The organism is Marinobacter sp. SS5-14b, assembly GCF_030541005.1.
In the GTDB taxonomy this organism is placed as follows: domain Bacteria; phylum Pseudomonadota; class Gammaproteobacteria; order Pseudomonadales; family Oleiphilaceae; genus Marinobacter.
This window is the reverse complement of sequence record NZ_JASSVM010000001.1, coordinates 863,686-870,395: the sequence shown is the minus strand read 5'-3', so window position 1 is coordinate 870,395 and position 6,710 is coordinate 863,686. Positions and strand designations below refer to the sequence as shown.

Sequence of the window (6,710 nt, the reverse complement as noted above, 5' to 3'; positions counted from 1 at the left end):
GGCGGCGACAACTTCGCCAGCACGGCGGCTTTACGTTCTTCGGAATAACGAGGCACTATCAACACCTGAACCGCCCAACTGGTTAAAAATTAAGTAGTGCCAACTATCCTGCCAGAGGGGGCGGCCCTGAGAGGATTAGTTTGGCGCGCCTTTGGCGATCTTTGTTTTCCCCCACCCCACCCGACACAATACAACTTTGCATGCGGTTTCTCAGCCAAAACAGAAACAATGAGAGCGAGATTTTCCAGCGTAAGCTAGACCTAAAACGGAATCTGTGGCGGGCGAGATTGGGGCAAAATTGGGGCGAAATGGTGTCCGCCCCTTTCCTTGGCGCTCCGTAGATAAATTTCTATTTAACTGATATTACACGGTATTCCGCTTTTGGCCACTATGCTAATAGGGTTCGAATCCCTCCCTCTCCGCCAATTAGAAACCCCAGCAGACATGCTGGGGTTTTTTATTGGGCCTTCATTAGCCGCGTGCTTCACCTGTTTTACCCCAGGCCTGCTGATTGCAATACGAAGACCCCTGTCGTGACCGTTACACTGGCCAGCAGTGTGGTGAGTGCGATGATGTTGGCTGCCATGCGGTCATTCCCGCCTAACGCCTTCACCATCACAAAACTTGCCGCTGCCGTCGGGCTGGCAAAGAACAGGAACATCAAGCCCAGCTCTCGTCCCTGAAACCCTGCCGCCCAAGCGGTGAAGGTGCACGCCACAGGCAAGGCCACCATCTTCCAGGTTGCCGAACCCAGAGCCGGGCCACTGTCACTGCGTAATGACTTGAGAGACACCGTCGCCCCGATGCAAAGCAGCGCCAGCGGGAGGGTCAGTGATGCAAAATACTCGCCGCTGGTCATCACCCACTGAGGCAAAGTGATTTCCAGTGCAGCAAATGGAATTGCGATGACCACCCCAATAATCAGAGGGTTATGGATGATATCTCTGGCAGTGGTTGAGAAATTCATGCGCTTGCCAGGCTGGTAAGCCAACAGAACCACGACAGACAGAATATTGTAAGAGACGATCACCAGTCCAAGCAGTAAACCGCCTGCAGAGAGGCCGTAGTCGCCGTAAAGGTTGGCCGCCAGCGCCAGGCCGACAATACCGCAGTTACCCCGGAACGCCCCCTGAACGTACACCCCCCGATCTTCGGCCCGGACTCGGCGAATGGCCCACAGCCATACTGTAAAAAAGCTTGCCAGCGTCGCCGCCAGATAGAACAGGAGCATGCTCAGATTGAGCGTTGTGCTCAGGTCAGCCTTTATAATGCTGAGAAAGACAAGGGTTGGCAGTGTGGCTTTGAATACCAGGGCCGATGCGGTGGCTATGAAATGCTGATCTATCCAGCCAATGCGGCGAAGCCCGATACCAATAAATACCATGGCAAAGACGGGCAGCGTGGTTTCAAGGGTGTGGGTAAACGTTGCTAGCAGGCCGCTCAAGGGACTTCTCACTCCTGTTGGCGCGGGTTGATGAAGGCGTGAATAAAAATGCCTCCACAGCGGGAGGCATTCAAGGGGCATTATACCGTGAAACTCACTCGAAATTTCGGGGCCTTACAGCATCCGGCTTCAGGAAGGGCTTTTCGCCGGTGTTGTCATGGTCAGCCAATACCTTGCCGTCGTGCTCGCGCACCTGGCCATACATGGAGTGTTTGTGAAACGTTGGCCCGTATTTTTCCAGAGTTTCTTTCACATCGCCCGTGTAGCGTGGGTCTTGCGGGCGCTCCTGACTGTCCATGAAGAAGGCAATGTCCCAGGCCTCCTGGTCGGTGAGGGAATTGGGTTGGCCGAGCGGCATGTTGTTCTTGATAAAGCCAGCGGCGGTGAACACACGGACAATACCGGCACCCCAGTTGTTGGACATGTCACCCCATGGGGCAGGGAATACCGTCTGTCCATCGACGCGCAACCCGCTGCCGTCTTCTGCGTGGCACACCGCGCAGTTGTCCTGATAAAGCTTTTCACCGTTGGCGTAGCTCAGTTCTGCCGGCCGCTCAGGGGCCGGGAAGCCGCGGCCGTAGATTGGCTGTTTGGGATACATGGCCACGCCGGTGGCCAGCCACTGATGGTAGGCAGACAGGGCCAGCATGTTGTCGCTCCCGTACTCCAGTGGCTTGCCGTTCATGGAGTAGGTGAAGCAGCCGGCAATGCGCTCTTCAAGATTGTTGACGTGACCATTCTTACCCCGGTAGCCGGGGAGGGTAACGGCGGCGGGCCAGATTGGGGCGCTGAACGGCATGCGACCTTCCCCCAGGTGGCAGCTTGAACAATTCATGTTGTTGAAGACGTTTTCGCCCCGTAACTGCTGCGTGTTGGTAAACAGGTCGTAGCCCTTGCGGATAACCTTTTTCACCTCCGGATGGATATCATCCGCCTCGTCCAGGTCTGCCATGGTGGGCGGGATGTGCACCAGCTGATTCTCCTTCGGGGCAGGAAAGCCCATAGAGGTAAGCTGGTCGATGTAAGCCTGAGTTCTTTCGTCGTTGGTCGCCGCGTTAGCCGTGAACGCCAAGGTTCCGGAAAGGGTGACCGTAAGGAATGTGCGAATCATGACAGGTGCCCCCTTATTTGCTGCCGGCGTTCTGGTTGGCAAGCCACATGGCCACCGCGTGAATGTCTTCATCGCTCATACGACGGGCGATGGAGCCCATCAGATCCTGCGGATCATTCTTGCGTGTGCCATCTTTCCAGGCTTTCAGTTGCGCTTCAATGTAGCCGGCATGCTGGCCAGCAATGCCCGGGAACACGGTACCGGCGCCCCGATTACCGGGGCCGTGGCAGCTCTTGCACGAAACAATGTATTGGGACCAGTCGCCACGCTCGGCCAGTTGCTCGCCGCGCTTCCGGGTGGCTTCATCGATACCTTCGCCGCCTTGTCCCTCTGTTGGTTCCAGCTGGCTGTAATAGGCTGCAACGTCAGCGATTTTCTGATCATCCAGCATGTTCACGAAGGGCGTCATGGTGGCGCTTACGCGGGTGCCGTTTTTAATGTCGTGAAGCTGCTTGGCAAAATACGTTGCGTTCAGGCCGGCCAGTCTCGGCCAGGATTCACCGGCGTCCATATTCATTCCGCTGCCATCGGCTTTATGACAGGCAACGCAGAGGTTTGCGACTTCTGCGCCCCGCGCGGCATCGCCCTCCGGCGCAGCTTGTGCAAAGCCCGTAAGGCCTGCCAGACCCAGCGCTGTCAGTGCTAGCGTTATTCTTTTCACGATCCTTAGCCCTCTATCGATGCTATGTGGCTGCCTTAGTGGTTTTTGTTATGTGCATATAGTTTGAATTAACCGGACGATTTTCGCTTGATGAAGATCAATAACGCAAGCAAGCTCATCCTAAAGGCTAATGGGATGGTGCACCCCGACGCATTTTGGTTTACTGTTTGTTCGTGCACCGGATGTCAGACACCACCTCTAATGAACAACAGGGACACCTATGGCGACCGTAGACCCATCTCAGGAAGAGTTAAAGAAAGTCTTGCAGGAAACCCCGAAAGATCAACCCGTCGTCATGCTGAACTTGCTGCGGTTTCGCGACCAGGCGGAATATAAGGACGCCAGCGAGGCGTGCTCGGGCCGGGATGCGTACAAGCGCTACATGAGGGAGGCTGCGGAATGCGTCACCTCGGTCGGGGCGGAAGTTATCTGGTCTGGCCGTAGCGTTGGTTCACTGATCGCGCCGCCGGATGAATCCTGGGATCAGGTGTTGCTGGTTCGCTACCCCTCCATTAACGCCTTTCTGGCGATGATTGAAAGCCCGGAGTATAAAGGTGTGCTCAAGCACAGGACGGCAGCTCTCGAGGACTCCAGGCTGGTTGCCAATGTGGAAGGCGGGCCCTGATCAGTACCCGCCCGTCAGGATTCCTGTCTGCTGAATTGCCATGTAGGCGATGGTTCCTGCTGCAATTGAGAGCAGAGCATTACCTCGCCGTACATGAACGGCAATCACAAGTATTCCCGGGATCAGTGCGTCCAGTCCGGGAATGCCGGCTCCCCAGTTTGCTGACCTCTGCAAAAATACCGTTGCCAACAGTGCCATGACCGCTGCCGGAAGGTAGCGCCCCAGATGTTGTACCAGGGGGTGCTCCGTATGGCGTTCAAAAAATAGAAACGGCACCAACCGGGTGGCCAGTGTGGCCAGGGCTGAGACCAGGATAAACGCAGCCAGATAGTAACCGTCAGTCATGGCTGGTCTCCGCCTGAGAAGTGGTTGCGCAGTGGTGCCGATAATGCAGAAGCAGAATGCCGGTAACGATCGCGATCGCAGCGATCAACTGATGAGTGGGCGGCACCATCACCATGGCGATACCGGCCGCCAGGGCACCTGTCCAGACAGGAAAGCCATCGCCTAGCGCCTTGAACTGCTCAATGGTCAGCACGATAAACAGCGCGACCAGCGCGAACTCGATACCGGTGCTGTTGAACGCCACCCATTCGCCCAGTAACGCGCCGACGGTACAGCCCGCCACCCAATACAGTTGATTGAACGCTGTGATGCGGAAATCCACCGCTTGCTCATGTTGTTTGTCGCCGGAGCGCGGCCGACTGGTGAGCAGGGAGTAGGTTTCGTCGGTCAGGCCAAAGATCAGGTAGCTCTTACGCCAGCCGGCGCCACGAAACTGGCCCAGCAGCGACAACCCGTAGAACAGGTGCCTGGCGTTCAGAACAAACATGGCTACCGCCACTTCTACCAGCCCCGCATTGGCCGCTAACAGACTGACCGCCAGGATCTGGCCGGCACCCGCGTAGATCACCAGGCCCATCAGGGGGGCAATCCACCAGGGGTGGTCGAGCTGGGTAGTAAACAGTACCCCGAAAGCCATGCCCAGTGGCAGGTAGCCAAAAAGGATGGGTAAGGTGAGTTTGAAAACGTTCTGGTTCATTAGCATCCAAACATTCTAAAAGCCGAGATGATAGATAATTGGCGGCGTGTTTTGAAGATCCTGGTTGTCTTCAACGATAAATTGGCGCCAAGTCGTACATAAAAGTGTCACAAAACAGGCATACCCTCCTTGGCATTGTCCTTTTCCCGGAGTTGTTATGCTGGCCACTGTCCGCGCGCGGATTCTTTTGTTTGCATTTTTGTCACTCGGCGCCGTTGCATGCCTGGCAGCAATGTCGTGGGTGATCATCCTGAAAGCCGAAGATACTTCTAAAAATCTGGTTCGAGACCGTCTCGCTGAATCCTGGCTGCTTATGGACCTGGAGCAGGATCATCGCCATCTGCAGGACCTGGCCTATAAGATTAAAGCTCAGTTGATGCTGTGGGATGAGATTAATGTGGAGTTCAAGCGCCTGGACGCGGCCTTGAACCGGCACTGGGAGAGTGTGGCGGCGAACCCGGACCTCAAGCCGTGGGCAGCAGAAACTCAGAAGCAGTTTGAGGACGTACAAGCCCTCATGGCTGGCATGGGTGAGGGCATCGCTGAGAAAAGTTACTACCGGGTGGGGCAGGTCGTCGATTTCAAGTTGTTTCCGGCAATGGAACCGATGCTTGCCGCAATCGGAGAGCAGCAGGTAGCGAGCCGTGACGAAGTGTCAAATGGTGCAGATGAGCTGTTGTCATTTTTATCCGATCAGCAGGTGTTTGTGCTGGCAGGGTCCTCGTTGTTCTTTATTCTGGTTGTCGGGATGACTGTCTGGTTGAGGCAATCCGTCATTCTCCGGTTGCAGGGCATGCAGGGACAACTTGTCGTTATGGAGCAGGAGTCTGATCTTTCCCGGGTTCCCGAGGTAAGTGGCCGTGACGAAGTGGCCGGCGTAGCGGGGGCTCTGGTCAGGCTGGTAAGTCGCTTCGATGCCTTTATCAGTGATGTAAGGCAGGCTGCCGGTGCGTTGGACGGACGTTCGGCGGCGCTGGATGCGGGAGCGGAAGCGCTTCAGCTTGCATCCGAAACCACACGTCATCAGATTTCTGACGTCACCACGTCTACGGAATCCATCGCTGAGCAGGCGTCGCAAATTGAACAGGCTGCAGAACGAACGGCAGCAACCGTGCATCAGGCGTTGGCAGCGAACCGGGAGGTGCGGGGCGGCCTTCAGAATAGCCAAAGTGGCGCAGATCATGCCAATGAGGTGATATCACGGGTCTCTTCCTCCATTCAGCAATTAAGCGAATCGACCGGAAAAATAGAGCAGGTCACCGGTGTTATTGCGGATATTGCGGAACAGACCAATCTACTTGCACTGAATGCAGCCATAGAGGCGGCCAGGGCGGGTGAGCACGGGCGCGGGTTCGCGGTCGTCGCCGATGAAGTGCGGACTTTGTCCAGAAGAACCGCGGAATCGACAGGTAATATCCGCCAGTGGGTACAGGATCTGGTTATGGGGGTCGGTGGTGTAGACGGTTTGCTGACGGAAATGCGTAATGCCGGTGAGCAAAACCGGTCGAACCTGCAGGCGTTGGCAGTTCATCTTGATCAGCTCAACAGTCAGTTTGATGAGCTTGAAGTGCACAGTGACAGTATCCGTGCCTCAGTATCAATGCAGCGTGATGAGATCGGGCGAGTAGGGCGACGGGCCGATACGCTGGCGGAAAGCGCCGAAACGCTGACCGAAAATGTAAAGAGCACCCGCCTGATAAGTGAAGCGCTGCGGCAGGAGTCGGTGTCGATGCGGCAATTGACGGCTGGGTTTAAAACCCGGCAGCAACTTGGTTGAAATCTGTCTACAATCGCGAGGGTTCTGATCTCAGGCAAAAAACCGTAACA

At 56.0% G+C, this 6,710-nt stretch carries 7 protein-coding genes; 2 read left to right on the top strand and 5 right to left on the bottom strand.

The annotated features are described in order from the left end of the window. Window positions 1-493 precede the first annotated feature (493 nt). The 3 genes from QPL95_RS04070 to QPL95_RS04060 form a co-directional block, all read right to left on the bottom strand. Window positions 494-1,444 (bottom strand): AEC family transporter, encoded by a 951-nt coding sequence (locus QPL95_RS04070; RefSeq protein WP_303289709.1) that lies wholly within the window; start codon window positions 1,442-1,444, stop codon window positions 494-496. A gap of 94 nt (window positions 1,445-1,538) precedes the next feature. Next, window positions 1,539-2,555: a c-type cytochrome gene (locus QPL95_RS04065; RefSeq protein WP_303289708.1), complete on the bottom strand. Its 1,017-nt coding sequence runs from the start codon at window positions 2,553-2,555 to the stop codon at window positions 1,539-1,541. A 13-nt stretch (window positions 2,556-2,568) separates the two neighbouring features. Then, a complete protein-coding gene (locus QPL95_RS04060) occupies window positions 2,569-3,216 on the bottom strand; it encodes a cytochrome c (protein WP_303289707.1) in 648 nt (215 codons plus the stop codon). 220 nt (window positions 3,217-3,436) lie between these two features. Between QPL95_RS04060 and QPL95_RS04055 the strand changes: the two genes are divergently transcribed. After that, on the top strand, window positions 3,437-3,841 hold the full coding sequence (locus QPL95_RS04055; RefSeq protein WP_303289706.1) for a DUF1330 domain-containing protein: 405 nt from the start codon (window positions 3,437-3,439) through the stop codon (window positions 3,839-3,841). On the opposite strand, the gene QPL95_RS04050 is transcribed toward QPL95_RS04055, so the two are convergent. Both QPL95_RS04050 and QPL95_RS04045 read right to left on the bottom strand, forming a co-directional pair. Continuing rightward, complete coding sequence (locus tag QPL95_RS04050; protein ID WP_303289705.1) at window positions 3,842-4,186, bottom strand: branched-chain amino acid transporter permease; 345 nt, start codon at window positions 4,184-4,186, stop codon at window positions 3,842-3,844. Continuing rightward, the gene (locus tag QPL95_RS04045) at window positions 4,179-4,883 is read right to left on the bottom strand and encodes an AzlC family ABC transporter permease (RefSeq protein ID WP_303289704.1); all 705 of its coding nucleotides are present in this window, start codon (window positions 4,881-4,883) and stop codon (window positions 4,179-4,181) included. Before QPL95_RS04045 ends, QPL95_RS04050 begins: the two co-directional genes overlap by 8 nt. Before the next feature lie 157 nt (window positions 4,884-5,040). Here QPL95_RS04045 and QPL95_RS04040 point away from each other — a divergent pair, with 157 nt between their 5' ends. Continuing rightward, complete coding sequence (locus QPL95_RS04040) at window positions 5,041-6,660, top strand: methyl-accepting chemotaxis protein (RefSeq protein ID WP_303289703.1); 1,620 nt, start codon at window positions 5,041-5,043, stop codon at window positions 6,658-6,660. The last annotated feature ends 50 nt before the right edge of the window (window positions 6,661-6,710 follow it).

Bases quoted from the DNA above. Each gene is read 5' to 3' on its own strand.
- QPL95_RS04065 (WP_303289708.1), bottom strand. From the start codon at position 2,555: ATGATTCGCACATTCCTTACGGTCACCCTTTCCGGAACCTTGGCGTTC.
- QPL95_RS04055 (WP_303289706.1), top strand. From the start codon at position 3,437: ATGGCGACCGTAGACCCATCTCAGGAAGAGTTAAAGAAAGTCTTGCAG.
- QPL95_RS04050 (WP_303289705.1), bottom strand. From the start codon at position 4,186: ATGACTGACGGTTACTATCTGGCTGCGTTTATCCTGGTCTCAGCCCTG.
- QPL95_RS04045 (WP_303289704.1), bottom strand. From the start codon at position 4,883: ATGAACCAGAACGTTTTCAAACTCACCTTACCCATCCTTTTTGGCTAC.
- QPL95_RS04040 (WP_303289703.1), top strand. From the start codon at position 5,041: ATGCTGGCCACTGTCCGCGCGCGGATTCTTTTGTTTGCATTTTTGTCA.